The organism is Pseudomonas sp. LBUM1652, from assembly GCF_059716105.1.
On sequence record NZ_CP166804.1, the window covers coordinates 871,720 to 895,647 of the forward strand.

A 23,928-nucleotide genomic window follows, 5' to 3' on the forward strand; every position below is an offset into this window, starting at 1 on the left:
ATAGCGGCTTTCGGCGATACCCTAATCGCTTCCAGGCCAATAGGGTGGTGAGTCGATAGCAAACCGGATGGCACTGGAAGGTCTTTCAGGTATTGAGTAAAACCAGTACACATGCTTGAACTGCAAGGTCTGGGTATTGCATTGCTGTCATCATTGTTGAATGGCCGCTTGGTGATTCAGGCTTGCCGTAGGCGTGCGGGAAAGATCAGATTTGTAGGCAAGAAGTCAAGGTCATGACGGCGCGAGTGTTTCGCGTCGTCCTGATTCCTTTATCTCGGATCGTTCTCTGCGGCGGGCTGAAGATGGCTAGGGTGAATAGGGCCACAGGCGAATCGTTGGTACTGAATTAACTTTCGTCGGCGTACGCCACCAATTTGGCGGAGCATGTTCGGTCGCTCCCGATCCATGTAGGCAGTTGGATACAGCGCCGGATCATAGGGAATGGCGTCCAGCACGTCGATTCCATATTCGACATAAACACGCTTGCCGAGCGGTGTCAGGGCCAAAGCCTTAATTCGGCGGATATGTTCTGATATGGCTCGGTATCCGTCATGTACAAGCAGGTCGCGCAGGTAATGGTTCGAGGCGCGAATTGCGATCTTCACCCGCACGGATTCCCTGTGCCGCCGATCCTGCCAGTGAGCAAATAGGTTGAACAGGCGAGACTTTAGGCATGTGATGGGGTCGATGACGGCGACTTGCACGCCTTCGATATCCAAGACGGATAAATACTTGAAAATCTCTTTTTTGGGCGCGCCCCCGACGCTGTCCATTTCGAGGATATCGACGATGACCTCTTTATCGTCAATCCAGTGAATGTACGCGGCTGCATATTTATTGTGTTGTCTTCCATCTTCGCTTTGCGAAAAGGGACGCCCATCATGCGGGCGCAATAATCAATTGAGTTGGGCTTGCCGATAAAGTCCAAGTCATCGCTGGTGACGAATCCGACGTCCTCGCCTGTCATTTCGTCGATGAGGTATTGCCGGGCCCAAAGCGTGAGCGATTGGCCGCCCACGATCACAAGGCCGTAATCGTTAACAGCGGAAAGAACAGAGGGTCGGTAGACGCGCTGAATTAGATCGAGCAGAAAAGCGAAGAGATCTGAACGTTCAAGTAGGGAGAACGGAGCGTCTTCGTTTACCGCCTCGGGCATCAGTTGCTTAGCGCAGAGAATCGTTGTGGGCGGGCGATTGAAGCAGAGTTGCCACGAAGGGCAGCTTTAGCACGGGCAGCAGCCATTTCAAGCATCTGAGGGTCAGCTGCATAGACAGCATCAACCTGCCGGTCACGTGAGCTGCTTTTAAGGCTCATCATTTCCGCGAAGCTAAGGTCATTTGAATGCTGGTGGCCGCTGATCATGGCGAATGTACCCATACGGGTGAAATGGACTTGGATTTTAGGTTAGCACATTCAGTCTGCGCATTTATAGGCGAATAGCTGCGATTGCAAGGCATTAACCGACGAAATACGACGTCTCATGGTGCCGTCTAGGGGCAAGGGGCCGGTGAAGCAGGCCCCTTGCCCCTAGACGGCTCTTAACTGCGAAGATGTCACGATCTTCACCGAGATAATCATCTGTCAAGTGAAATGTCAACAATGTAAGCAATTCAGGTGTGTCAAGGCGGTAGTGATGTAGGGTGGCTTCATAGTGGCCCTCCACTCACTTTCCTCATGCAAAAAGCTCAGGGGCGGGATTGTCCAAACCCCAGATGCGACAAAGCCCGCACTGGGCGGGCCTTGTCGTTGAGAGTTGGTGGAGCCGGGGGGATTTGAACCCCCGTCCGCCAGTACTCCGCTGTCGGTACTACATGCGTAGCCGTGTCTATTAAGTTAACCCTCAGCGACCCGACGGGCAGGGTGCTTTGGGCGAGTTGTGTAAGTTTTAGCCGCTTCGTCCACAACGTACTGCACGGCGATTCTGTTCTATATGACAATCATTTTGGGTTTACAGACATCCCCTGATGATTGCTGGACCCGAAGGTACCAGAAGGGAAGGCTAAGGCTGCTTACGCAGCGAGAGCGTATTCCCCGTAGGTTTCGTCATTGGCAACTATAAGAAGTTGCAACAGTGGATTTACGAGTTCTGTTACCAACTCGGCATGCACCTAAAGTTTCGCAACCGGCGTCGAATCCTAAACGGCCCCGAACTCATTGCTCAGTACATCTTGGTGAGCAACAAGCCTGCGCAGTGTACGCCAATCGGCGAGCAAGGCCAACCCGAAGGTTGGCCTTGTGGTGGGTCAGTTACGTGTTGGATTGCGAATCTGCATTTTGGTGATCAGGGCAGAGGTGACCTCTACGCAATCTTTGTCATTGCCGGCCGCCTGCGACGCTTGGGCCTTCTCCTGTGCTTCCTTGACGTTGTTCATGGACGATTCAGGAATGGATGGCTGACTGGTCACGAAGTCTTTTATGGTTTGAAGATTCCCGGCACAAAGGTCTTTGTCTGCCGCAAACACCGGCGACGTCAGCAGGGCACCAGCGATGAACAATCCAGCAATTGCAGAAAGCTTCATGGGTATCTCCTTGAACGGTTGGGCTCGGTGCTGCCGGATGATCTGGCGGCGATGCCGAGTTCGTAACAGGCCGCGTTTCGTAGCGGACCTGTTCAATCGACCGCGACGGCACGCAGGAATTCGGTTTTTTTGTAGCGGGTATGAAAAAGTAGGATCACCCCTTCAAACCGATCAGGCCGACTCGAATGTTAGTCGGCTCTTGGGTTATTTGTTGGTGTTCCCCGTCGATTTCTGGATTTCCAGAAGGGTTTGCTGGGTTTCGGCAAGACATTCGTCGGTTTTGCCTTGGGCCCTGAGGGCCTGGGCTTTACTAACACTGGCCGAGACGCGTGCATTCAGATCGGGCGACGTCTGGTATTGCGTCTTGGCACTTTCGATTTGATTCAAATTGGCATCGCACAGGCTTTCTGGCTTGCCTGCGGCGAACGAAATGGAAGCTATCATCGAGGCAGTAACGAACAGACCTAACAGTACAGAACGCTTCATGAGTATCTCCTTGCACTGAGGAATCCAGACTTCGCTGACCGTCAAAGCGGGCCACCGAAAAGAGGACAAGCCCCGAGTGTTCGGGGCTTGTTCTGTGGACTGTCGTCTTGCTCAAGGGTTCTGTTTTTCTTCAGCAGGCCTTTGCCTGAGTCACCCGATCGACCAGGTAAACCAATCCGTGATAGTCGATCCCGCCATGCTGTGTCAGGCCGATTTCGCACGTCCGGCTGGTGGAAATTCCTTCGCTGCAATGCTGCACCGCGTCCTTGAGTGTGCGCAGCGAGTGGCTGTTCAGCTCTGGAGTGGTAAAGCCCTTGTCGCCTGCAAAACCACAGCAGTGAATGCCCTCCGGAATCACCACGTTTTTACTGCACTTGCGCGCCAGATCAATCAGCGCCTGGCTTTCGCCAAGGTGCTGAGTGCTGCAGGTCACGTGTACGGCAATCGGCGCTTCCTGTGGGGTGAAGTCCAATCGATCAAGAAGATGCGTACGGATGAAACGCACCGGGTCGTACAGGTCCAGGCGAACATCTCCCACATCCTGCACCAATCGCAACGTGCATGGGCTGGTGTCGCAATAGATCGGATCAAGCCCGCCGCGACTCGCGTGCAGCAGTGCGCTGATCAACTCCTGACGCTTGTGTTCGGCTTGTTCGGCATAGCCTTTGGAAGCGAAGGGTTGGCCGCAGCAAAGGTTGTCCTGATTGTCCGGGAAGATCACTTGATAACCAGCCTTTTCCAGCAATCCACGGGTTTTGTCGTACAGCGACATCTGCTCTTTATCACCCGCCGCCGGGCCCATGACCCGCGATACACAAGCGGCCAGATAGACCACACGCGGGCGCTCATCCCACACGCTCGGGCTGAAGCGAATGGCTTTCTCCGGCTGCGGCATGGCATTCGTCCAAAGCGGTACCTGACCTTTGGAAAGGCGAGTCAGTGTTGCCGAAAGTTTCGCCAGACGCGGCGCACCCAGCAGCATCCGCGCACCGTTGGCCACGTGCAGGGTGAAGCGCGCCCCTTGCAGGGTCTTGGCGAAATTTCCTTCAATCCAGTCAGCGGTTTTCTGATGCGTCGCGTGTCGGCCACGGAGCTTTTTCACCAGGTCTCCGGTGTTGATGCCTACAGGACAACGTTGTGCGCACAACCCGGTCGCCGCGCAGGTCTCGATGCCTTGATACTCGTAGGCTTTTTCCAGTTCAGTGGTATCGACGCCTGAACGTTTTTTCGCCTGAATGTCGCGCCAGATCACGATGCGCTGGCGTGGGCTGAGGGTCAGGCCTTTCGACGGGCAGACCGGTTCGCAAAAACCGCACTCGATGCATTTATCGACAATCTCGTCGGCTGCCGGCAGCGGCTTCAGGTGCTTGAGGTGGATCTGCGGATCTTCACTCAGCACTACGTCCGGGTTAAGAATGCCGCTCGGGTCGAGCAGGCGTTTGAGTTGCCACATCAATTGATAGGCATCGCTGCCCCATTCCAGCTCGACGAACGGCGCCATGTTGCGCCCGGTGCCGTGTTCAGCCTTCAGCGAACCGCCGAATTCGACCGCCACCAGTTGCGCGACGTCGTCCATGAACGCTTGATAGCGTGCGACTTCTTCCGGGCTGTTGAAGCCTTGGGTGAAGACGAAATGCAGATTGCCTTCCAGGGCGTGCCCGAAAAGGATCGCTTCGTCGTAGGAATGTTTGTCGAACAGTTCGATCAAGCGGTTTACACCGATGGCCAGTTGCTCGATCGGGAAGGTCACGTCCTCAATGATCACCGTGGTCCCGGTTTTACGCACGGCACCGACGGCGGGGAAGGTGTCCTTGCGGATTGCCCAGAGTCGGGCGTTCTCGACCGGGTCTTCGGTGAAGTCGACCTGTTTTTCCACCGGGAAGCCGATGAGCGACGTCATGATCTGCGCCAGTTGTTCCTGTAGCAACGTGGAAGACGCCGCGCGGGATTCGATCAGTAACGCACAGGCATTATTCGACAGCTGTTGTACGAAAGAGGGCATGCCCGGTTTGTCCTGCACCGAGCGAAGACTCCGCCGATCCAGCAACTCCACCGCCGACACCGGTTGGCTTTTCAGTACGGTGACGGCGTTGCAGCAGGTCTCCACATCCGGGAATACGATCAGCGCCGAAGCCTTGTTCGGATGATCGATCACCGTGTCGTAAGTCACCGCACTGATGAAGCCAAGGATGCCTTCGGAACCCACCAGCAAGTGGCTCAAGATATCCACAGGGTCGTCGAAATCCACCAAGGCGTTGAGCGACAGGCCGGTGGTATTTTTCAGACGATACTTGTGGCGAATTCTTGCAGCCAGTTCGGCATTGGCGCGGGTCTCGCGGCCCAGAGTCGCCAAGCGTTCCAGTAGATCCGCATGGCTTGCGTGAAACGCCGCAACACTGGCGGCATCTTCCGTATCAAGGCGCGTGCCGTCTGCCAGTACCAGACGAATCCCGGCCAGCGTGTGATAAGTGTTTTGCGCGGTGCCGCAGCACATGCCGCTGGCGTTATTGGCGACGATTCCGCCGATTTTGCAGGCGTTGATCGACGCCGGATCCGGGCCGATCTTGCGCCCGAACGGAGCCAGCCACGCATTGGCTTGTGCGCCGATCACTCCCGGTTGCAGACGGATTTGCGTGCCTTCGCCGCGTATCTCGCGAGCGTTCCAGTTATCCCCAAGCACAATCAAAACGGAATCGCTGATTGCCTGCCCGGACAGGCTGGTGCCTGCGGCGCGGAAGGTCACCGGGACACGGTCGCGCTGGGCCAGTTGCAGCAGCGCCACCACTTCGTCTTCAGACTCGACGCGGATCACCAGTTGCGGAATCAGTCGATAGAAACTGGCGTCGGTGCCGAAGGCCAATGTCGACAGCGGATCATCGAAGCGGCGATCTGCCGGAATCAGTTGTTGCACATCGCGCAGGAAATTCGCCGGTAACGTCATTGGTCCTCCAGAATCAGAACCACCAGGTCTTTCGGGCCGTGGGCGCCGTAGGCCAGCACTTGCTCGATGTCAGCGGTTTTCGACGGGCCCGACACCAGCAAGGCATTGGTCGGCATGCCTTGCGCCCATTCGAATTCCTGCTGCACCTGATAGAAATTGTCGCGGATTTCGCTGGCCTTGAGCAGGGCGAAATGCACTGGCGGCACCAGGCTCATCAGCCGTGGTTCTTCGCGGGTCGGCCAGAGAATCAGGCTGCCAGTGGCGGCAATGGCGCCGAGGGTGCCAGTGAGGCTGGCCGGCGTGTCGTTGAACAACTCGGCTTTCCATTCTTCCATCGGCCGGTCGTAGGATTTCAGTGCCGGCAGATCGGGATTGTTCGCCCAGTGTTGTGTGATGCGTCGCCCGTGGGGTGTTGTCGGTGCGATCAACAGACTCGGCAACTGGCGGTCGCGCAGCAATTGCGCGAGCAGCGCTGGCCACTCTTCGCCAGTGCTCAGGTGAATCTCGGTGTGTACCGATTCCATCAATTTGCGCAGTTGTGGAATGCGTTGTTCGGCGCTGTAGGTGTAAGGCTGGGTCACCAGTTCGATATCGAAGTTGTCGGCTATCGGCGTGGCGCCGATCAGGCTTTTACGTAGCTTGCCGAGGATATTTTGCTTGGCGCTCATCAGCGGTCTCCCTGTTTGGCCAGGTGCTCGCGGGCCATGTCATGCAGTGATCGGGCGGCGGGTTTCGGCGCGCTGTGGTTCTGCGTCCATGGACCGACGTTGCTCGGAGTGAGGGCGCGCAGGCGCGTGGCGAAGAAGCCGAATAGCCGATACAGCGTTGGCGAGCTGTTGAGCTTGGCCCAGGCGTTCCAGATGAAGCGCTCCTTGCGCGAATACTTGCTGCCCTGGCCGCGCATCACTTGATGTGGGCTGTCCGGGGCTTTGACGTTCTCTTCGCGTAGGCGACGCAACAAAGCAGGGATAGGAATTTTTACCGGACACACTTCGCCGCAGGCGCCGCACAAGGAGGAGGCGCTCGGGTGATCCGGGACTTTCGCCAGACCGACCATGTGCGGGGTGATGATTTTGCCGATAGGCCCGGGGTAAACCTCGCCATAGGCGTGGCCACCGATTCGGGTGTAGACCGGGCAATGATTCATGCACGCGCCGCAGCGTATGCAGTTCAGGGTCTGACGCAATTCGCTGTCGGCGAAGGCCTGGGTGCGCCCGTTGTCGAGCAGGACCAGATGCACTTCTTGCGGGCCGTCGAGTTCATGATCCTTGCGTGGTCCGGAGATCATGTTGACGTAGGTGGTGATCGGGATACCCAGCGCCGAACGGGTCAGCAGCGACAGCAGCGGCACCACGTCGCGCAGGTTTTCCACGACTTTTTCGATACCGGTGACAGCGATGTGCACCGGCGGCACGGTGGTGGTCATGCGGCCGTTGCCTTCGTTTTCCACCAGCAGCAGGGTGCCGGTTTCGGCCACGGCGAAGTTGACGCCGGAGACGCCGATGTCCGCTTCGAAGAATTTCTGCCGCAGGACTCTGCGACCGATCTGAATGAGTTGGTCAACGTCCTTGGTGTATTCCACGCCAAGTTTGTCGTGGAACAAGGACGCGACCTGACCGGCATTCTTGTGGATCGCCGGCATAATGATGTGTGAAGGCTTCTCGTGGTCGAGCTGGACGATGTATTCCCCCATGTCGGACTCCAGACATTCAATGTCTTGAGCCTCGAGGAAATGGTTCATCTCCATCTCTTCGCTGACCATCGATTTGCCCTTGATCACTTGCCGCGCCTCGTGAGCGCGGATGATCGATAAGACGATGCCATTGGCTTCGTCCACCGTTTCCGCCCAGTGCACTGTCACACCGTTGCGGGTCAGGTTCTGTTCCAGTTGCTCGAGCAGGTCGGGCAACTTGGAGAGCGCGCGGGCTTTGATCGAGTTGCCCAAAGCACGCAAATGTTCTCTTTCGTGGGCATCGCTGAAAGACGCTGCCCGTTTGGTCATCAGTGAATCCATCGCGGTACGGAAGTTATTCCGTAGCTGCGCATCACCCAAGGCGTTGTGCGCCCGGGTGCGGAAATCTTCTTCTACGGCGACCGTAGGAATAATCGTCGAGGTGCTCATTTCGCACCTCCGGTTCGCTGCCAAAGGAAACTGGCCAGATGTTGGCCGCGCAACGCTTCCTGCTGTTTCTCCAGCGAGCCGTTGATGTTCATCAAACAGCCACAGTCGGCACTCAGCACCTTGTGCGCGCCGGATTCCTTCAACGCGCGGGTCTTGTCAGCCACCATCGCGCCGGAAATGTCTGGCATACGGACGCTGAATGTCCCACCGAAGCCACAGCATTCGCTTTCGTGATCGTGATTGACCCGTTCCACGTTGCTCAGCTGCGCCAACAACTCGCGGCCGTGCAGGTGGGTGTTCATCTCGCGACGTGCCGAACACGACGTGTGCAGCGCCACTTTCACCGGTTCGCCGCTGTCCTTGAGCTGCACCTTGCAGACAAACAGCAGGAACTCGGCCAATTCATAGGTCCGCGCCGCAAGGGCCTGAACCTGTTTCAAGGTTTGCGGCTCGTCCTTGAACAAGTCGGCGTAATGCTCGCGCAACATACCCGCGCAAGAACCCGATGGCACCACCACCGGATAATCCCCGGCAAACAGCGCCAGTTGCGAGCGCGCCACGGTCCGCGCCTGCTCGGTGTAACCCGAGGTGTAGGCCGGTTGTCCGCAACAACTCTGCCCTTGCGGGTATTCAACCCGAATGCCTTCGCGTTCCAGCAAGTGGATCGCGTCCATCCCGGCTTCGGGGTAGAACAGGTCGACCACGCACGTCCCGAACAGATAGACCCGCGACGGTTTCTCGCTGGGGTATTGCCGAGGTTCGGGCAGTGGCGGTGCAACGCGGGTCGCGTTCGGCACAGCGTTGTAATAAAGCTCGCTCATCAGGCGTGTCTCCGGGTGGGCCCGGTTATCCGTCTGTTGCGGCTGCTGAATATAAAGAGCGTTGCTTTCAGCAGCCTTACAGACCGGGTTGTGAATTGCTGACGCCGGAATCACGAACCGGCGTCGGTTATTTCCGTGTTGCCTGTAGGGTTAGTGCACCAGCATGCCGGTGAACCAGTAGGCCTGAGCCAAAGTGATCAGGCCGACAATCGTTGCAAAGAATAGGCTGTGCTTGAGTGTGAAGCGGAACAGATCCGATTCTTTGCCCACCAGACCGGTCGCAGCGCAGGCCACGGCGATCGATTGTGGCGAGATCATCTTGCCGGTCACGCCGCCGCTGGTGTTCGCGGCGACCAATAGAGTGTCGCTGACGCCAATCTGGTGTGCAGTGGTGGCTTGCAAGGAGCTGAACAGGGCGTTGGACGAGGTGTCGGAACCGGTCAGGAAGACGCCGAGCCAACCGAGGAACGGCGAGAAGAACGGGAAGGCTGCGCCGGTTCCCGCCAACACCAGGGCCATGGTCGAAGACATGCCGGAATAGTTGGTGACGAAGGCGAACGCCAACACCATGCCAATCGACAAAATCGGCCAGCGCAGTTCGTAAAAGGTTTCTTTAAAAGTGGTAAGACCAGTTTTTAAATTGATCTTCAGTACCAGCATTGAGATCAGTGCAGAGAAGAAAATCGCGGTGCCGGTCGCGGAAATCGGGTCGAGTTTGAATACCGCCGGGATCGCGGTTGGCGCGGCCACGATAGGTGCAGTCTTGATCACCAGTTGATCAAGGTGTGGGATCGCGAAGTTGAATACCCAGGCGTACATCGACCCGCCGGCTGCGAACATGGCTTTGAAAGGCTTCAGCGTCCAGATCGTCACCAGCACGGTGAGGATCAGGAACGGCGACCAGGCTTTGAAAATTTCCCCGAGGCTGTAAGGCGACGCCACGGTGGTGCGTTTCTGCCCGAAACCACCGACGCTGGCGGTAATCGCTGCACTGGATGTGGCGCCGGCGATTTGCGCGCCTGCGGTGCGTTTCGGCTGCCAGACTTTGAGGAACAGAGTTAGGGAAATCAGGCTGGCCAGGGCCGAGGTGATGTCCGGCAGTTCGGGGCCGATGAAGTTCGACGTGAAGTATTGAGTGATGGCAAAGCTCAGGCCCGCGACCAGTGCGGCCGGCCAGGTTTCACGCACGCCGCGCATGCCGTCCATCATGAACACCAGCCAGAACGGCACGAACAACGACAGCAGTGGCAGTTGGCGGCCAGTCATCGCGCCGATCTTGAATGCGTCGATGCCAGTGACTTGTCCGGCAACGATGATCGGAATCCCCAGGGCGCCGAAGGCAACCGGCGCGGTGTTGGCGATCAGGCACAGACCTGCGGCATACAACGGGTTGAAGCCGAGTCCGACAAGCAGGGCAGCGGTGATCGCCACCGGCGCACCGAAGCCGGCGGCACCTTCAAGGAATGCGCCGAAGCAGAAACCGATCAGCAATACCTGCAAGCGCTGGTCGTCGGTGATCGAGAGTACCGAGCTGCGAATAACTTCGAACTGACCACTTTTGACCGTCAGTTTGTAGAGGAATACCGCCGCGACAATGATCCAGGCAATCGGCCAAAGGCCGTAGGCGAAGCCATATCCAGCGGCGGCGAAGGCCATATCGACCGGCATCTGGAACGCGAAGATCGCCACGGCAATCGACAAGGCCAGCGTGATGCTGCCGGCCACATGGCCCTTGAGACGAAACACCGCCAAGGCGAGGAAGAAGAAAACGATGGGGATGACGGCCGCGAGTGCGGAAACGCCGAGACTGCCGAGCGGGCTGTAGAGCTGTTGCCAGGTTTGCATATGGGGTGGCCCCTAATTGTTGTTGGTCAGGCACTGTCAGCGTATTTGGATAATTGGTAAGACCAATTTACAATCGCTGTTGGCTAGGGTAAAAGCCTTGATGTCGGTGTGTCAATTTGTCGCCCTGAAACTTTTGTCGAATAAGCGGAGCAGATTGCATCTGATCCGGTTTGAGCGGGTGTCGTCTGGTAGGTGTGGCCAAGGCGCCGATAGGCCAGAATAGAGGCCCCGGCAAGCGATCGGGATCGTGGAGAAATGAGTTATGGGGTTTGATCAGATACGTCAGCGCCGTTTGTCTGACGATATTGTCGAGCGACTCGAGGGGATGATCCTTGAGGGCACGCTGAAGTCCGGTGAGCGGCTTCCGGCGGAACGCGCACTGGCCGAGCAATTTGGCGTATCACGTCCGTCATTGCGCGAAGCGATTCAGAAACTGGCGGCCAAAGGTCTGCTGGTCAGCCGTCAGGGTGGCGGCAATTATGTGGTGGAAAGTCTGGGTTCGACGTTCAGCGATCCACTGCTGCAATTGCTCGAAAGCAATCCCGAGGCACAGCGTGACTTGCTGGAGTTTCGCCATACTCTGGAAGCATCGTGCGCCTATTACGCCGCATTACGCGCCACCGACGTGGATCGCGAGCGGCTGACTGCGGCCTTTGAAGAGTTACAGGACTGCTATTCGCGTCACGACGAAGTGAGCCGGACGGAGGAGGGTGCGGCGGATGCGAAATTTCACTTGGCGATTGCCGAGGCCAGTCATAACGCGGTGTTGCTGCACACCATTCGCGGGTTGTTTGATCTGCTCAAACGCAACGTCGTGACCAACATCGGCGGGATGTACAAGCAGCGTACGGAAACCCGCGACATGCTGATCACTCAGCATCGGGAATTGTATCTGGCGATTATCGAAGGGCGTGCAGAGCAGGCGCGTGAAGTTTCCAGTCGACACATTTTGTATGTGCAGGAAGTGCTGGAAGAGGTGCGGCAAGAGGTTCAGCGCATGGCTCGGGCGGAGCGGCGCAAGGGGATGTAGCTTTTTAAAAGCAAAAAATCGCAGCCCGCGTTAGCTCTATGTAGGAGCTGCCGAAGGCTGCGATCTTTTGCTGGCGTCACACAACTCAAGCAGAAAGATCAGTCTTCCTTGCCCTTGTTGCGCACCGCACGCTGCAGCTCACGACCCGCATCACGTTCGCGCTCGGTGTCACGCTTGTCGTATTCCTTTTTGCCCTTGCCCAGAGCGATCTCGCACTTGACCATGTGCTTGCTCCAGTACCAGGACAGGCATACGCAGGCGTAACCCTTTTGCTGCACAGCGGCGGCGAGCTTTTCCAGTTCGCGGCGGTTGAGCAGCAATTTGCGTGTGCGCACCGGGTCGGCGATGACGTGGGTGCTGGCGGTCATCAGAGGCGTGATGTGACTGCCGAGCAGCCACGCTTCGCCATCCTTGAGCAGCACGTAACTGTCGACCAGTTGCAGCTTGCTTGCCCGCAGACTTTTTACTTCCCAGCCGGCCAGGACCAGACCAGCCTCGAACTTATGCTCGATGAAGTAATCGTGTCGCGCCTTTTTGTTCTGCGCGATGGTCCCTGTTGGGTGTTTCTTCTGTTTAGCCATAGGGGCGGCATTATATGGAGATAAACGGCCGTCGGCTACGGTGATGCTGCGTGCTTGAGCAGGTTGAGTGAATCCCGGACAATGCGGCCTCTTTTTCTAACGCTTGGGCGTGATAAACGATGTCGACAGACAAGGTTTCTGTCCACGGCAGTTGGGCTAGCCGCTGGGTATTCATACTCGCCGCGACCGGTTCGGCCGTGGGACTGGGTAGTATCTGGAAGTTCCCCTACATGGTCGGGGTCTACGGCGGCGGTGCGTTTGTACTGATGTTTCTGGCGTGCATCGCACTGATCGGCATTCCGGTAATGCTGGCTGAAACCCTGATCGGCCGGCGTGCGCGGCAGAGTCCGGCGAATGCCTTGAAGGTGCTGGCACTGGAAGCCGGGCACTCGGCGAAATGGTCGTGGGGCGCCTTTGCCGGGATGATTACGGCGCTGCTGATCCTGTCTTTCTATAGTGTGGTGGGCGGCTGGTCGCTGGACTACATCGTCGATATGGGCCGCGGGGACTTTCAGGGGGTGACCCCGGATCAGGTTGGTGCGTATTTCGGCAATGTCATCGCCGACCCATGGCGCCTGACACTTTGGCACACGATTTTCATGCTGCTATCGGCCGTGGTGATTGCCAAAGGCGTGGTTGCGGGGCTTGAACGCAGTCTGCGGATCATGATGCCGCTGCTATTTGTGATGATCCTGGTGTTGCTGGGCTACAGCATGACAACCGGCCACTTCATGGAAGGCGTGCATTTCATGTTCGACTTCCACCCCGAAAAAGTCCTCGACGGACTGCTGCCAGCCATGGGCCACGCGTTCTTTTCCCTGAGCGTGGGTGTCGGCTCGATCATGATCTACGGCGCTTATATGCCCAAGGATGCATCGTTATCCGGTACGGTCGTCGGTGTCGCGCTGCTCGATACTTTCGTTTCGCTGGTGGCTGGTCTGGCCTTGTTTCCGATTGTGTTCGCCGCCGGCCTGAACCCGAGCGAAGGCCCTGGCCTGATGTTCGTCAGCTTGCCATTTGCCTTTGGTAACGTAGCGTTTGGTCAGTTGATGGGCGTGGTGTTCTTCGTGCTGGTCGCGGTTGCGGCCTGGAGTTCGGCCATTTCTCTGCTTGAGCCGATGGTGGCTTATCTGGTCGAACGCACCAAAGTCAGCCGCGCCTGGGTGACTTTCTGGCTGGCATTCGTTTGCTGGTTCGTAGGTTTGGGCACTGTTTTCTCCTTCAATATCTGGAAGGAAGCCAAATTTTTCGTGAACGAAGGCGGGATGTTCCATCTCTACCAATGGGGTGCGGCAAGCGGTCTGGACTTCTTCGGTGTGATCGACTTCTTCACCTCGCGGATCATGTTGCCGCTCGGCGGACTGTGCTTCGTGCTATTCGCCGGATGGGTGATGGGGCGTGAAGCGGTGCGTGACGAGTTGTCGATCCGTAACCCGGTACTGTTTGGTCTGTCCTTGTTCTTGATGCGCTACGTGGCGCCTATCGGCATAGTTGTAGTGTTTGCCGCTCAGCTCTGGAAGTAACGCTTACATGACGACACATATTCAACGATCAGCATTGCTGCCTTACCCGGCCCAGTTCCTTTATGACCTGGTCAACGACGTGGCGCGTTACCCTGAGTTCTTGCCGTGGTGCTCGTCCGCCGAAGTGCTGGAAAGCTCGCCGGAGCATATGCGCGCCAGTGTCGGCGTGGCCAAGGGCGGTCTGAGTCAGCATTTCGTGACGCGCAACACGTTGGTGCCGGGGCAGTCGATCGAGATGAACCTCGAAGAAGGCCCGTTCAATCAGTTACATGGCGTCTGGGTGTTCAAGGTGTTGAACGAGAAGGCCTGCAAGATCAGTCTGGATCTTTCGTTCGACTACGCGGGCCCTTTGGTGCGTGCCACTCTGGGGCCGCTGTTCAATCAGGCGGCGAATACGCTGGTGGATGCGTTCTGTCAGCGCGCCAAGCAGATGCATGGTTGAGTCAGTGATCGAGATAGAGGTCGTGTATGCGGCCGTTGATCGTCAGGTCTTGCGTGCGGTGAGTGTCCCCGAAGGGAATACTGTGCGTGAGGCCTTGATCAAGTCCGGGATTGGTGACGAGTTCCCTGAGCTTGATCTGACTGAATGCCCGTTGGGAATCTTCGGCAAAGTGATTGCCGATCCGCAGGTTCGCCTGATTCGGGCAGGGGATCGCATTGAAATTTATCGTCCTTTGCTCGCTGATCCGAAAGAAGTGCGGCGCCTGCGTGCGGCCAAGGCTGCCGAGGCGAAAGCTAGAAATCAGTAGGTCGGCTAAACGACAGGCAATAAAAAACCCGGAATTCCGGGTTTTTTATTGCGTCGCAAATTATTGCGGCGAGGTGTCCAGCGGCTCTGGTGTCGGAACCGGAACGGTTTCTACACCATCGACGTCCTTCTGGATCTGATCCAGCAAGGAACCTGGCTTTACCGGTTTTTCCGGTGTTGGCTTCTCGGCGTTTTCAGCAGGAGCGGTCACGGTCGTGCCACTGTCCTTGCCGAGAATGGCTTCGTCACGGCTGACGCCCGGCATAAAGTCACCGGACAGACTGACAAGCTGGTCGTTTGAGTTGAAAATAACGCTGACGCGTTCCTGTTGGCGTTCACCGCCACCCGGTTGCAGGCTGTACAGATAATCCCAGCGATCGGCATGGAACGTGTCGGCAAGCAGGGGGTTGCCCATGATAAACCGTACTTGCGGCCGGGTCATTCCCGGGCGTAACTGGTCTATCATGTCCTGCGTGACGACATTGCCCTGCTGGATGTCGATTTTGTAAACCCCGGGGAATGAACAACCGGCGAGTGCGAGCAGTCCCACAAAGGTGAAACTGGTTAGCAAGAGCTTGGTGTTTTGCATCGGTGGGCGACTTCCACTATCTTGGCTGGGACAACGTAAACGCCGATCATACCCGCATTAAGAGAAGCTGCGAAGCAGCATCGCGAGAAAGCTGACCATGGTTGAAAATAGCGAACTACGCAAAGCCGGCCTCAAAGTGACCCTGCCACGGGTCAAGATCCTGCAAATGCTCGACTCTACCGAGCAGCGTCACATGAGTGCCGAGGACGTCTACAAGGCGTTGATGGAAGCTGGCGAGGACGTCGGTCTGGCCACGGTTTACCGTGTTCTGACCCAGTTCGAAGCGGCTGGCCTCGTGGTCCGTCACAACTTCGACGGTGGCCACGCGGTTTTCGAATTGGCCGACGGTGGACACCACGACCATATGGTCAACGTGGAAACCGGTGAGGTTGTCGAATTCGTCAGCGTTGAAATCGAAAAGCTTCAGAAGGCAATTGCCGACGAGCACGGTGTCGAGTTGGTGGATCACAACCTGGTGCTGTACGTACGCAAGAAAAAGTAAGCATGTCGCGCGAATTTCAGGTTCGCGAAACGAGCGAAGGCGACCCGTGGGTCGCCTTCGTGCTTTCTGCTGTGTGTGAAATTTAAGCTTTTGCGGTAACGACCATCTTTTTGGCGTGAGCCAGGGATTCTTTGGTCAGATCGATTCCGCCCAGCATCCGCGCCACTTCTTCTATACGGTCGTTCTTGCTCAGCTTGGAGACGGCTGTATGCGTCGCCTGTTCGCCGCGTACCTTGTGCACGAACAGATGCTGATGCCCCTGCGCCGCCACTTGCGGCAAGTGCGTCACGGTCAGCACCTGTCCGCGTTCACCTAGCCGGCGCAACAACTGGCCGACAATCTCAGCGGTAGGGCCGCCGATGCCCACGTCGACTTCGTCGAACACCAGTGTCGGAATGCGCGAGGTCTGTGCAGTGATGACCTGAATCGCCAGGCTGATCCGCGACAGCTCGCCACCGGACGCCACTTTCGCCAGTGCCTTGAGTGGCTGGCCAGGGTTGGCGCTGACCAGCAATTCGACCTGTTCGAGTCCGTTGGGCAGCAGTTCATCGCTGCTATTGGCGCGTAGCTCGATAGTGAAGCGACCGCCGGGCATGCCCAAACGTTGAATCTCTTGTTCCACCGCGCTGGCAAGGCTGCCGGCAGCCTGATGGCGCAAATCACTCAGTTCTCGCGCTTTTTCCTGATAGTGACGGGCATAGGAGGCCAGCTCTTCGCCCAGTCGCTCAATGGACTCGTCATTGGCATTAAGGCTTTCGATTTCATCCAGCAGTTTCTGCTGCATCTCTCCGACTTCGGTCGGCTGGATCCGGTGTTTGCGTGCCAGCGTGTAAATAGCGTCGAGGCGCTCTTCCAGATATTGCAGGCGTGCCGGATCGGCATCGAAGTTGTCGAGGAAACGATTGAGTTCACCGACCGCTTCCTCAACCTGTATTTGTGCGCTGGTCAGCAAGCTGCTGGCTTCGCCAAGCGCACCAACGGAATTGTTCACGCTCGACAGGCGATTGAGGCTGGCGGTCAGAGCGTTCAGTACATTGCCGGAGTCACTTTCGCTGCACTGCTCGACGACTTGCCGGCAAATGCCAAGCAAGGTTTCAGCGTTGGTCAGGTTTTTGTGTTCCTGCTCCAGCTGTTCGAGTTCGTTATCACCGAGGCCGAGGTTTTCCAGTTCTTCGAGCTGGTAGCTGAGCAGTTGATGGCGGGCGCGTTGTTCATCGCCGGAGTTGGAGAGTCGCTCCAGCTCCTGGCGAGTCTGCCGCCAGCGCTGTGCAGCCAGTTGCACCTGGCGGGCGAGATCGTTCGCGCCAGCGTATTCGTCGAGCAGGCGACGATGGGTATCGGTTTTCAGAAGGGACTGGTGCTCATGCTGGCTATGGATGTCGATCATCAGTTCGCCGAGTGCCTTGAGATCGCCAAGCGGGCAGGGCGTGCCGTTGATATAGCCGCGAGAACGTCCTTCAGACGTGATGACCCGACGCAGGATGCACGGGCCGTCGATGTCCAGATCGCGCTCGGCCAGCCAGGCACTGGCCTCGGGGATGTCGGCAAGATCGAAGGTCGCGAGGATATCGGCCTTGTCGGCGCCCGGGCGAACCACGCCACTGTCGGCGCGATCGCCAAGGGTCAGGCCCAGGGCGTCGAGCATGATCGACTTGCCGGCGCCGGTTTCCCCGGTGATCACGCTCATCCCGCGATCAAGTTCGAGATCGAGATGTTCAACGATGGCGTAGTTATGTACGGACAGGTGCACCAGCATAAAGGCCGCTCCCAGGCTTTAGGTCTGGTTATTTATACAGTGTTTTGTTTCGGACTGACAATGCCCTCCCTTAGCTCGATTTGCTTGAACGCAATTTCTGCTTAGTGCATCGAGGAATGAGAATGTGGCACTTTTTTGTAGGGTTAATCGTTGAAGGCCCTTGAAGCCTGATTTTGCGGCCCCATATATCGGGGCAGAAGCGCGAGTCGAACTCGCGGACGATATTGAAAGGAGAATTCTATGGCTGACGAACAGACAGTAGATAAGCAAAACCCAGAAGCCAATCAGGCGCCCGAGGGTTCGGGTGACGACCTGGCGACCCGTGTACAAGTGCTCGAAGAGCAATTGGCCGCCGCGCAGGATCAGTCTCTGCGTGTCGCTGCCGATCTGCAGAACGTCCGTCGTCGTGCCGAGCAGGACGTGGAAAAGGCGCACAAGTTTGCGCTGGAAAAGTTCGCCGGCGACCTGCTGCCGATCGTCGACAGCCTGGAGCGCGGCCTCGAGCTGTCGAACCCGGACGACGAAAGCATCCGTCCGATGCGTGAAGGCATCGAGCTGACCCTGAAAATGTTCCACGACACCCTCAAGCGTTATCAGCTCGAAGCGATCGATCCGCATGGCGAACCATTCAACGCCGTTCAGCATCAGGCGATGGCCATGCAGGAAAGTGCCGACGTCGAGCCAAACAGTGTCCTGAAGGTGTTCCAAAAGGGCTACCAACTTAACGGTCGCCTGTTGCGTCCGGCCATGGTTGTGGTCAGCAAGGCGCCGGCGCCAATTTCGCCTTCGATTGACGAGAAGGCTTGAAATTAGTCGCAAGGCCCCCATTTAGAAGTCAAGCGTTTAAGTGCTACCGCAGTTAGCCACCACTGCTGCGGCATCCAAATCCAAAGTTTCGGGAGAGTGAACATGGGCAAAATTATCGGTATCGACCTGGGGACTACCAACTCCTGCGTCTCCGTGCTGGAAAACGGCAAAGCAAAAGTTATTGAAAACGCTGAAGGCGCGCGTACCACGCCGTCGATCATCGCTTACGCCAACGATGGCGAAATCCTGGTCGGTCAGTCTGCCAAGCGTCAGGCAGTGACTAACCCGCACAACACTCTGTACGCGGTAAAGCGTCTGATCGGTCGTCGTTTCGACGAAGAAGTTGTGCAGAAAGACATCCAGATGGTCCCTTACAAGATCGTCAAGGCTGACAACAACGACGCCTGGGTTGAAGTGAACGGCCAGAAAATGGCACCGCCACAAATCTCGGCTGAAATTCTGAAAAAGATGAAGAAGACCGCCGAAGACTACCTCGGCGAGCCAGTGACTGAGGCGGTGATCACCGTTCCGGCCTACTTCAACGACAGCCAGCGCCAAGCGACCAAAGACGCCGGCCGCATCGCCGGTCTGGACGTAAAACGTATCATCAACGAACCAACCGCAGCCGCTCTGGCTTACGGTATGGACAAGGCCAAGGGCGATCACACTGTGATCGTTTATGACCTGGGTGGCGGTACTTTCGACGTTTCCGTGATCGAGATCGCTGAAGTTGACGGCGAGCATCAGTTCGAAGTGTTGGCCACCAACGGTGACACGTTCCTGGGCGGTGAAGACTTCGACATTCGTCTGATCGACTACCTCGTTGACGAATTCAAGAAAGAAAGCGGCATGAACCTTAAGGGTGACCCGCTGGCCATGCAGCGCCTGAAAGAAGCCGCTGAAAAAGCCAAGATCGAGCTGTCCTCTGCTCAGTCGACCGACGTCAACCTGCCGTACATCACTGCAGACGCGACCGGTCCTAAGCACCTGAACGTGAAGATCTCGCGTGCCAAGCTCGAAGCGCTGGTTGAAGACCTGGTTCAGCGCACCATCGAACCTTGCCGCATTGCCATGAAAGACGCAGGCCTGGACGTTGGCGCGATCAACGACGTGATCCTGGTCGGCGGTCAGACCCGTATGCCGCTGGTGCAGAAGCTGGTTACCGATTTCTTCGGTAAAGAAGCGCGTAAAGACGTCAACCCGGACGAAGCTGTTGCCATGGGCGCTGCTATCCAGGGCGCTGTTCTGGCCGGTGACGTGAAAGACGTACTGCTGCTCGACGTCAGCCCGCTGACCCTGGGTATCGAAACCATGGGTGGCGTGATGACTGCGCTGATCGAGAAAAACACCACGATTCCTACCAAGAAATCGCAAGTGTTCTCGACTGCCGACGACAACCAGGGCGCGGTGACCATTCACGTCCTGCAGGGCGAGCGTAAGCAAGCCGCACAGAACAAGTCCCTGGGCAAGTTCGACCTGGCCGACATTCCACCTGCTCCACGTGGCGTGCCGCAGATCGAAGTGACCTTTGACATCGACGCCAACGGCATCCTGCACGTCGGTGCGAAAGACAAGGCGACCGGCAAGACCCAGTCGATCGTGATCAAGGCCAACTCCGGTCTGTCCGACGAAGAAATCGAGCGCATGGTGCGTGACGCCGAAGCTAACGCTGACGAAGACCGCAAGTTCGAAGAATTGGCCGCTGCCCGTAACCAGGGTGATGCACTGGTTCACTCGACTCGCAAAATGATCACCGAAGCGGGCGACAAAGTTACCGCCGAAGAGAAGACTGCGATCGAGGCTGCTGTGGTTGCTCTGGAAGTTGCTGTTAAAGGCGACGACAAGGCTGCCATCGAAGCGAAGGTTGAAGAGCTGTCGAAAGTCTCCGCTCCGGTTGCTCAGAAGATGTACGCCGAACAGGCTCAGCCTGCTGAAGGCGCAGCACCGCACGGCGAGAAAGCTGAAAAGACTGACGATGTTGTCGATGCCGAGTTCGAAGAAGTCAAAGACCCCAAGTAAGTTGTTGGTCGGCCGGTTGACTGCCTTTAGGCGGTGACTGGTAGGATGTCGCCGCGCGGGAGCTTGCTCCCGCGTTGGCGTATCTGGAATACGCGAATTTTTACAGTATGCGACAAGGTTCGAATGCTGGTGGTATGGCCGAAAATGCTCCTGCTTTTCGCGCCGAAAGTACCGCATGAATCAAAGACCAGGATCGTTGAATTGACGTGAGTTGGGTCCGGGCCTGTATTGGGGCTCAGCGAGTTTGGCGATCCTCAGGAGGGGTTTGCCGGACGTCCTCAAGAGTGCAAAGACTTATGGCAAAGCGTGACTATTACGAAGTGTTGGGTGTTGAGCGTGGCTCAAGCGATGCGGATCTGAAGAAGGCCTATCGTCGTCTGGCGATGAAGCATCACCCGGACCGTAATCCCGATGACAAAGCATCGGAAGAACTGTTCAAAGAGGCCAACGAGGCCTATGAAGTGCTGTCCGATTCCAGCAAGCGTGCAGCTTACGACCAGTACGGTCATGCCGGTGTCGACCCGAGCATGGGTGGTGGCGGTGCAGGTTTCGGCGGTCAGAACTTCTCTGACATCTTTGGTGATGTCTTCAGTGATTTCTTTGGTGGCGGTCGCGGCGGTTCCCGTGGCGGCGCTCAGCGTGGCAGCGACTTGCGCTACACCCTGGAGCTGAATCTGGAAGAGGCCGTGCGCGGCACGAGCGTGAATATCCGTGTGCCGACGCTGGTCAATTGCAAACCATGTGATGGCTCGGGCGCCAAAAAAGGCTCGTCGCCTTCGACGTGCCCGACGTGCGGTGGCATCGGTCAGGTGCGCATGCAGCAAGGCTTCTTCTCGGTGCAGCAGACCTGCCCGCGCTGCCACGGCCAGGGCAAGATCATTTCCGATCCGTGCGATTCCTGTCACGGTGACGGCCGCGTCGAAGAGTACAAAACCCTGTCGGTCAAAGTGCCGGCCGGCGTCGATACTGGCGACCGCATTCGCTTGTCCGGCGAAGGCGAGGCGGGTACTCAAGGCGGCCCGACTGGCGATCTGTACGTGGTCATCAACGTCCGCGAACACGACATCTTTCAGCGTGACGGCAAGCATCTGTTCTGCGAAGTGCCGATCAGCTTCGTTGACGCGGCGCTGGGTGGCGAGCTGGAAATCCCGACCCTCGACGGTCGCGTCAAGCTGAAAATCCCTGAAGGCACTCAGACCGGCAAGCAGTTCCGCGTGCGCGGCAAAGGCGTGGCGCCGGTGCGTGGCGGTGGTGCGGGCGATCTGATGTGCCGTGTAGCGGTCGAGACCCCGGTCAACCTGAACCGTCGTCAGCGCGAATTGCTGGAAGAGTTCCGCAGTTCTTTGGCGGACGACAACAGCCATTCCCCGAAAACCACCGGTTGGTTCGACGGTGTGAAGCGCTTCTTCGGCGATTTGTAAGGAGTCGGCATGCGACGTATTGCAGTGATGGGCGCCGCCGGGCGCATGGGTAAGATTCTGGTTGAGGCCGTGCAGCAGCGCGCGCCTCTGACCGGTTTGACTGCCGCTGTCGTCCGTCCTGGCAGCACGCTGATCGGGGTGGATGCCGGTGAGTTGGCTTCGCTGGGGCGAATTGGTGTGCCGCTGTCCGGTCATGTGGAAGCGGTCGCTGATGAGTTTGATGTGTTGATCGACTTCACGCTTCCGGAAGTGATGCTGAAGAACCTGGCGTTCTGCCGTAAGGCGGGCAAGGCCATGGTCATCGGCACTACGGGTCTGGATGCTGCGCAGAAGCAGTTGCTGGTCGAGGCGGGCAAGGATATTCCAATCGTGTTCGCCGCCAACTTCAGTGTTGGCGTCAATCTGTCGCTGAAGTTGCTCGACATGGCGGCACGCGTGTTGGGTGATGAGGCGGACATCGAAATCATCGAAGCGCATCACCGACACAAGATCGATGCGCCGTCGGGGACCGCGTTGCGCATGGGCGAGGTCATTGCCAGTGCGCTGGATCGTGACTTGCAGAAAGTTGCCGTCTACGGTCGTGAAGGTCATACCGGTGTGCGCGAGCGTGAAACCATCGGTTTTGCCACTGTTCGTGGTGGTGATGTCGTCGGTGATCACACTGTGCTGTTTGCCTGCGAAGGCGAGCGCCTGGAGATCACTCATAAGGCTTCCAGTCGCATGACCTTCGCCAAGGGCGCGGTACGTGCAGCCTTGTGGCTGGAGAGTCGTGAGCCGGGTCTTTATGACATGCAGGATGTGCTCGACCTGCGTTGAGCCGTTATCGAATCCGGCGCAAACGCCCTGTTTGCGCTGGTTTTTCTCCGCTGAGCGACTTCCTGTCGCATTCTCCGGCCTTTAAGGCTCTTTAGCGGTGGACCAAAAAAGCCTTTTTCTGTAAGCTACAGCTTTAGTGTGTCCACTAAAAGCGCGCAGAATAATTCAGTGAAGAAGCGGGGTGACGTGTCCATACGTCACTCCGCTTTTTTACAACCTGCGATCGCCCTTTCATGCGTTATTTACGGGAGGTCTTCTTGACTAAGCCAGCCATACTTGCCCTTGCTGATGGCAGCATTTTTCGCGGCGAAGCCATTGGAGCCGACGGTCAAACCGTTGGTGAGGTGGTGTTCAACACCGCAATGACCGGCTATCAGGAAATCCTTACCGATCCTTCCTACGCCCAACAGATCGTTACCCTGACTTACCCGCACATCGGCAACACCGGCACCACGCCGGAAGACGCCGAGTCCGACCGCGTCTGGTCCGCTGGCCTGGTCATCCGTGACCTGCCTCTGGTAGCGAGCAACTGGCGTAACACGATGTCCCTGTCTGACTACCTGAAAGCCAACAATGTTGTGGCAATCGCCGGTATCGACACCCGTCGCCTGACCCGCATCCTGCGTGAGAAAGGCGCACAGAACGGCTGCATCATGGCCGGTGACAACATCTCCGAAGAAGCTGCGATTGCCGCTGCCCAAGGCTTCCCGGGCCTGAAAGGCATGGATCTGGCGAAAGTCGTCAGCACCAAGAAGCAATACGAATGGCGTTCGACTGTCTGGGATCTGAAAACCGACAGCCACGCGACCATCGAAGCTTCCGAGCTGCCATACCACGTGGTTGCCTTCGACTACGGCGTCAAGGTCAACATCCTGCGCATGCTGGTCGAGCGCGGCTGCCGCGTGACCGTCGTGCCGGCACAAACTCCGGCTGCTGACGTGCTGGCACTGAAGCCGGATGGCGTGTTCCTGTCCAACGGTCCTGGTGATCCGGAGCCGTGCGACTACGCGATCCAGGCGATCAAGGACGTGCTGGAAACCGAAATTCCGGTATTCGGCATCTGCCTCGGCCACCAACTGCTGGCTCTGGCTTCCGGTGCCAAGACCCTGAAAATGGGTCACGGCCACCACGGTGCCAACCACCCGGTGCAGGATCTGGACACTGGCGTCGTGATGATCACCAGCCAGAACCACGGTTTCGCGGTAGACGAAGCGACCTTGCCAGCCAACGTTCGGGCGATCCACAAATCGCTGTTCGACGGCACCCTGCAAGGCATCGAGCGCACCGACAAGAGCGCGTTCAGCTTCCAGGGCCACCCTGAAGCGAGCCCGGGCCCGAACGATGTAGCGCCACTGTTCGACCGCTTCATCAACGAGATGGCCAAGCGACGCTAAGCGTTCGC

21 protein-coding genes and 1 other RNA gene are annotated in these 23,928 nt (G+C 57.5%); 10 read left to right on the forward strand and 12 right to left on the reverse strand.

What is annotated here, in order from left to right:
* Positions 1-269: 269 nt before the first annotated feature.
* From ACA069_RS03825 to ACA069_RS03865, 9 genes are all read right to left on the reverse strand, one after another.
* The gene (locus ACA069_RS03825; RefSeq protein ID WP_497616381.1) at positions 270-893 is read right to left on the reverse strand and encodes a hypothetical protein; all 624 of its coding nucleotides are present in this window, start codon (positions 891-893) and stop codon (positions 270-272) included.
* 861 nt (positions 894-1,754) lie between these two features.
* Positions 1,755-2,147: a transfer-messenger RNA gene (gene ssrA, locus ACA069_RS03830) on the reverse strand.
* Between the two features lie 96 nt (positions 2,148-2,243).
* The gene (locus tag ACA069_RS03835) at positions 2,244-2,519 is read right to left on the reverse strand and encodes a PA2433 domain-containing protein (protein ID WP_489879272.1); all 276 of its coding nucleotides are present in this window, start codon (positions 2,517-2,519) and stop codon (positions 2,244-2,246) included.
* Positions 2,520-2,723: 204 nt separating this feature from the next.
* A complete protein-coding gene (locus tag ACA069_RS03840; protein ID WP_497616382.1) occupies positions 2,724-3,005 on the reverse strand; it encodes a PA2433 domain-containing protein in 282 nt (93 codons plus the stop codon).
* A gap of 130 nt (positions 3,006-3,135) precedes the next feature.
* Positions 3,136-5,946 carry an FAD-binding and (Fe-S)-binding domain-containing protein gene (locus ACA069_RS03845; RefSeq protein WP_497616383.1) on the reverse strand — a complete coding sequence of 937 codons (2,811 nt, stop codon included), beginning with the start codon at positions 5,944-5,946 and terminating at the stop codon, positions 3,136-3,138.
* A complete protein-coding gene (locus ACA069_RS03850; RefSeq protein WP_187676697.1) occupies positions 5,943-6,614 on the reverse strand; it encodes a LutC/YkgG family protein in 672 nt (223 codons plus the stop codon). Before ACA069_RS03850 ends, ACA069_RS03845 begins: the two co-directional genes overlap by 4 nt.
* The gene (locus tag ACA069_RS03855) at positions 6,614-8,068 is read right to left on the reverse strand and encodes a LutB/LldF family L-lactate oxidation iron-sulfur protein (protein WP_489879268.1); all 1,455 of its coding nucleotides are present in this window, start codon (positions 8,066-8,068) and stop codon (positions 6,614-6,616) included. Before ACA069_RS03855 ends, ACA069_RS03850 begins: the two co-directional genes overlap by 1 nt.
* On the reverse strand, positions 8,065-8,889 hold the full coding sequence (locus ACA069_RS03860) for a (Fe-S)-binding protein (RefSeq protein ID WP_401272165.1): 825 nt from the start codon (positions 8,887-8,889) through the stop codon (positions 8,065-8,067). Before ACA069_RS03860 ends, ACA069_RS03855 begins: the two co-directional genes overlap by 4 nt.
* A 150-nt stretch (positions 8,890-9,039) precedes the next feature.
* Positions 9,040-10,734: a lactate permease LctP family transporter gene (locus tag ACA069_RS03865; protein WP_497616384.1), complete on the reverse strand. Its 1,695-nt coding sequence runs from the start codon at positions 10,732-10,734 to the stop codon at positions 9,040-9,042.
* A 262-nt stretch (positions 10,735-10,996) separates the two neighbouring features.
* Here ACA069_RS03865 and ACA069_RS03870 point away from each other — a divergent pair, with 262 nt between their 5' ends.
* On the forward strand, positions 10,997-11,764 hold the full coding sequence (locus ACA069_RS03870; RefSeq protein WP_187676701.1) for an FCD domain-containing protein: 768 nt from the start codon (positions 10,997-10,999) through the stop codon (positions 11,762-11,764).
* Positions 11,765-11,862: 98 nt separating this feature from the next.
* Here the strand turns inward: ACA069_RS03870 and smpB are convergent, their stop codons facing one another.
* Positions 11,863-12,345 carry an SsrA-binding protein SmpB gene (smpB, locus tag ACA069_RS03875; protein WP_007915208.1) on the reverse strand — a complete coding sequence of 161 codons (483 nt, stop codon included), beginning with the start codon at positions 12,343-12,345 and terminating at the stop codon, positions 11,863-11,865.
* Between the two features lie 119 nt (positions 12,346-12,464).
* Here smpB and ACA069_RS03880 point away from each other — a divergent pair, with 119 nt between their 5' ends.
* The 3 genes from ACA069_RS03880 to ACA069_RS03890 are packed head-to-tail and all read left to right on the forward strand — an operon-like array spanning position 12,465 to position 14,617.
* Entirely contained in the window at positions 12,465-13,868 is a 1,404-nt protein-coding gene (locus ACA069_RS03880) for a sodium-dependent transporter (protein WP_401272163.1), read from the forward strand.
* A 7-nt stretch (positions 13,869-13,875) separates the two neighbouring features.
* On the forward strand, positions 13,876-14,310 hold the full coding sequence (locus ACA069_RS03885; protein WP_016986510.1) for a type II toxin-antitoxin system RatA family toxin: 435 nt from the start codon (positions 13,876-13,878) through the stop codon (positions 14,308-14,310).
* Positions 14,303-14,617 (forward strand): RnfH family protein, encoded by a 315-nt coding sequence (locus ACA069_RS03890; protein ID WP_187676703.1) that lies wholly within the window; start codon positions 14,303-14,305, stop codon positions 14,615-14,617. The genes ACA069_RS03885 and ACA069_RS03890 overlap by 8 nt, the downstream gene beginning before the upstream one ends.
* Before the next feature lie 60 nt (positions 14,618-14,677).
* On the opposite strand, the gene ACA069_RS03895 is transcribed toward ACA069_RS03890, so the two are convergent.
* Positions 14,678-15,205, reverse strand: coding sequence for an outer membrane protein assembly factor BamE (locus ACA069_RS03895; protein WP_187676704.1), 528 nt, complete (start codon positions 15,203-15,205; stop codon positions 14,678-14,680).
* 97 nt (positions 15,206-15,302) lie between these two features.
* Here ACA069_RS03895 and fur point away from each other — a divergent pair, with 97 nt between their 5' ends.
* A complete protein-coding gene (gene fur / locus ACA069_RS03900) occupies positions 15,303-15,707 on the forward strand; it encodes a ferric iron uptake transcriptional regulator (protein WP_187676705.1) in 405 nt (134 codons plus the stop codon).
* Positions 15,708-15,789: 82 nt separating this feature from the next.
* Here fur and recN read toward each other — a convergent pair whose 3' ends face one another.
* A complete protein-coding gene (recN, locus tag ACA069_RS03905) occupies positions 15,790-17,463 on the reverse strand; it encodes a DNA repair protein RecN (RefSeq protein ID WP_497616386.1) in 1,674 nt (557 codons plus the stop codon).
* A 240-nt stretch (positions 17,464-17,703) separates the two neighbouring features.
* Here recN and grpE point away from each other — a divergent pair, with 240 nt between their 5' ends.
* The 5 genes from grpE to carA all read left to right on the forward strand — a co-directional run bounded on the left by grpE (position 17,704) and on the right by carA (position 23,920).
* Complete coding sequence (gene grpE / locus ACA069_RS03910; RefSeq protein ID WP_103303213.1) at positions 17,704-18,270, forward strand: nucleotide exchange factor GrpE; 567 nt, start codon at positions 17,704-17,706, stop codon at positions 18,268-18,270.
* A gap of 102 nt (positions 18,271-18,372) precedes the next feature.
* A complete protein-coding gene (gene dnaK, locus ACA069_RS03915) occupies positions 18,373-20,289 on the forward strand; it encodes a molecular chaperone DnaK (protein ID WP_401272168.1) in 1,917 nt (638 codons plus the stop codon).
* Positions 20,290-20,585: 296 nt separating this feature from the next.
* Entirely contained in the window at positions 20,586-21,710 is a 1,125-nt protein-coding gene (gene dnaJ / locus ACA069_RS03920) for a molecular chaperone DnaJ (protein ID WP_038357478.1), read from the forward strand.
* A gap of 9 nt (positions 21,711-21,719) precedes the next feature.
* The gene (gene dapB, locus ACA069_RS03925) at positions 21,720-22,526 is read left to right on the forward strand and encodes a 4-hydroxy-tetrahydrodipicolinate reductase (protein WP_497616389.1); all 807 of its coding nucleotides are present in this window, start codon (positions 21,720-21,722) and stop codon (positions 22,524-22,526) included.
* Positions 22,527-22,783: 257 nt separating this feature from the next.
* Positions 22,784-23,920: a glutamine-hydrolyzing carbamoyl-phosphate synthase small subunit gene (gene carA, locus ACA069_RS03930; protein WP_187676710.1), complete on the forward strand. Its 1,137-nt coding sequence runs from the start codon at positions 22,784-22,786 to the stop codon at positions 23,918-23,920.
* The last annotated feature ends 8 nt before the right edge of the window (positions 23,921-23,928 follow it).

Excerpts from the sequence above, each read along its gene's own strand:
- ACA069_RS03840 (WP_497616382.1), bottom strand. The coding sequence starts at position 3,005 with ATGAAGCGTTCTGTACTGTTAGGTCTGTTCGTTACTGCCTCGATGATA.
- ACA069_RS03880 (WP_401272163.1), top strand. The coding sequence starts at position 12,465 with ATGTCGACAGACAAGGTTTCTGTCCACGGCAGTTGGGCTAGCCGCTGG.
- ACA069_RS03895 (WP_187676704.1), bottom strand. The coding sequence starts at position 15,205 with ATGCAAAACACCAAGCTCTTGCTAACCAGTTTCACCTTTGTGGGACTG.
- fur (WP_187676705.1), top strand. The coding sequence starts at position 15,303 with ATGGTTGAAAATAGCGAACTACGCAAAGCCGGCCTCAAAGTGACCCTG.
- dnaK (WP_401272168.1), top strand. The coding sequence starts at position 18,373 with ATGGGCAAAATTATCGGTATCGACCTGGGGACTACCAACTCCTGCGTC.
- ACA069_RS03885 (WP_016986510.1), top strand. The coding sequence starts at position 13,876 with ATGACGACACATATTCAACGATCAGCATTGCTGCCTTACCCGGCCCAG.
- dnaJ (WP_038357478.1), top strand. The coding sequence starts at position 20,586 with ATGGCAAAGCGTGACTATTACGAAGTGTTGGGTGTTGAGCGTGGCTCA.
- ACA069_RS03890 (WP_187676703.1), top strand. The coding sequence starts at position 14,303 with ATGGTTGAGTCAGTGATCGAGATAGAGGTCGTGTATGCGGCCGTTGAT.
- ACA069_RS03850 (WP_187676697.1), bottom strand. The coding sequence starts at position 6,614 with ATGAGCGCCAAGCAAAATATCCTCGGCAAGCTACGTAAAAGCCTGATC.
- ACA069_RS03865 (WP_497616384.1), bottom strand. The coding sequence starts at position 10,734 with ATGCAAACCTGGCAACAGCTCTACAGCCCGCTCGGCAGTCTCGGCGTT.
- dapB (WP_497616389.1), top strand. The coding sequence starts at position 21,720 with ATGCGACGTATTGCAGTGATGGGCGCCGCCGGGCGCATGGGTAAGATT.
- smpB (WP_007915208.1), bottom strand. The coding sequence starts at position 12,345 with ATGGCTAAACAGAAGAAACACCCAACAGGGACCATCGCGCAGAACAAA.
- ACA069_RS03860 (WP_401272165.1), bottom strand. The coding sequence starts at position 8,889 with ATGAGCGAGCTTTATTACAACGCTGTGCCGAACGCGACCCGCGTTGCA.
- ACA069_RS03855 (WP_489879268.1), bottom strand. The coding sequence starts at position 8,068 with ATGAGCACCTCGACGATTATTCCTACGGTCGCCGTAGAAGAAGATTTC.
- ACA069_RS03835 (WP_489879272.1), bottom strand. The coding sequence starts at position 2,519 with ATGAAGCTTTCTGCAATTGCTGGATTGTTCATCGCTGGTGCCCTGCTG.
- recN (WP_497616386.1), bottom strand. The coding sequence starts at position 17,463 with ATGCTGGTGCACCTGTCCGTACATAACTACGCCATCGTTGAACATCTC.
- ACA069_RS03845 (WP_497616383.1), bottom strand. The coding sequence starts at position 5,946 with ATGACGTTACCGGCGAATTTCCTGCGCGATGTGCAACAACTGATTCCG.
- grpE (WP_103303213.1), top strand. The coding sequence starts at position 17,704 with ATGGCTGACGAACAGACAGTAGATAAGCAAAACCCAGAAGCCAATCAG.
- ACA069_RS03870 (WP_187676701.1), top strand. The coding sequence starts at position 10,997 with ATGGGGTTTGATCAGATACGTCAGCGCCGTTTGTCTGACGATATTGTC.